The following is a 1,232-nucleotide window of genomic DNA, read 5'->3' on the forward strand; positions in this document are numbered from 1 at the left end:
CCGCAGCGGGCGAGGCCCGCCTCCACGAGGCGGCGCATCTCGGGCTCGGCGTAGATGTCGCGCGCCACGGGATGGGTGTAGCCCGGCAGGACGTTGCTCGCCATGCGCAGCAGGCGCGCGATCGGCGGCCGCCCGGCGACCCAGGCGATCTGGCGCTCCAGCGCCCCGAGGTTGTGGCGGACCAGATTCTCGATCTTCGCGCGCCGCGCCGCCGGAGCCAGCGCCGTCAGCGAGGCCATGGTCGCGTTGGTGAGGTTCATCTGAAGCGCCGCCTCCCGGGCGGCCTTCAGGGTCTTGAAGCCCTCCGGCGGCGGCGTGAGCACGAACTTGCAGCAGAATCCGAGGCGGGGCGCATCATCGATCATGGGTCGAGAACGCCGTGCGCCCGGTTTCGTCCCACGCCGTCGACGCGCGGCCGCCGCAGGGAGGGTCGATGCCGCAGGCGCCCGGCCGGGGAAGACGGAGCCGTTTCGCGCGGTCCGGCGTTCCCTGCACGGTTCGTCGACCCGAACAGGTCCGCGACCCGCCACATCCTCTCAGCTGGAAGCCATGATGCGCGTCGCCCCGCTCGCCTTCGTCCTCGCCCTCGCGGCCGTCCCGGCTCTCGCCGCGCCCACGTCCACGCGCGGCAACGCGGACCTGAAGAAGTACTGCACCGGGGACGCGCTGAAGCTCTGCGGCGACATCGATCCGGACGATCCGGCGATGGATGCGTGCTTCAAGAAGAACCGCGGCGCGCTGACGGAGAACTGCCGCCGGGCGATCGACGCCTACGCGGGCTCCGGCGGCAAGTAAGGGCAGGTCCGGTCGAGTTCGGGCACGCCGAGCCGGGCTGCCCCGGGACCCGTGAGGGCGCCCCGTCGCGGGCGTCCGGCGGCCGGGGTGCAGGTCCTGCGTCATCCGGCCGTCACGGTGCCCGGCTAAGCGGGCGCCCTCGCCGCGCCGACGGCATCGTGTCCCGAAACCATGCCCGAGCATCTCTGCCTCGACCCGCACGACCCGTATGCGCAGCGCGAGGTCCGGGTCGCGTTCGAGCGCGTCGGATCGGGCTTCCGCCTGATCGCGGCGATCGACGACAGCGACGACGACATCCTGCCCGACCTGATCGACGCGCAGCGCGACGACCTGCTCCGCGAGATCTCCCAGGCGGACCCGCGCGCCGCCGACCGCGTCCCCCCGGCCGACACCCGGCCGTCGGCGTCGTGCTGAGGCTCGGCCGCCTCGACGATGCG

At 73.3% G+C, this 1,232-nt stretch carries 2 protein-coding genes and 1 pseudogene; 2 read left to right on the forward strand and 1 reads right to left on the reverse strand.

Translation table 11 applies throughout. From position 1 onward, the window contains the following. Positions 1–365, reverse strand: a pseudogene (locus FV223_RS27975) (UV damage endonuclease UvsE); the annotation flags it as partial. 184 nt (positions 366–549) lie between these two features. Between FV223_RS27975 and FV223_RS27980 the strand changes: the two are divergent. Next, the gene (locus FV223_RS27980; protein ID WP_147729921.1) at positions 550–795 is read left to right on the forward strand and encodes a 3',5'-cyclic-nucleotide phosphodiesterase; all 246 of its coding nucleotides are present in this window, start codon (positions 550–552) and stop codon (positions 793–795) included. A gap of 171 nt (positions 796–966) precedes the next feature. Continuing rightward, positions 967–1,209 (forward strand): hypothetical protein, encoded by a 243-nt coding sequence (locus FV223_RS27985; protein ID WP_147729922.1) that lies wholly within the window; start codon positions 967–969, stop codon positions 1,207–1,209. Positions 1,210–1,232 lie beyond the last annotated feature (23 nt).

Source organism: Methylobacterium sp. WL116 (genome assembly GCF_008039455.1).
In the GTDB taxonomy this organism is placed as follows: Bacteria; Pseudomonadota; Alphaproteobacteria; order Rhizobiales; family Beijerinckiaceae; genus Methylobacterium.

Bases quoted from the DNA above. Each gene is read 5' to 3' on its own strand.
- FV223_RS27980 (WP_147729921.1), top strand. From the start codon at position 550: ATGATGCGCGTCGCCCCGCTCGCCTTCGTCCTCGCCCTCGCGGCCGTC.
- FV223_RS27985 (WP_147729922.1), top strand. From the start codon at position 967: ATGCCCGAGCATCTCTGCCTCGACCCGCACGACCCGTATGCGCAGCGC.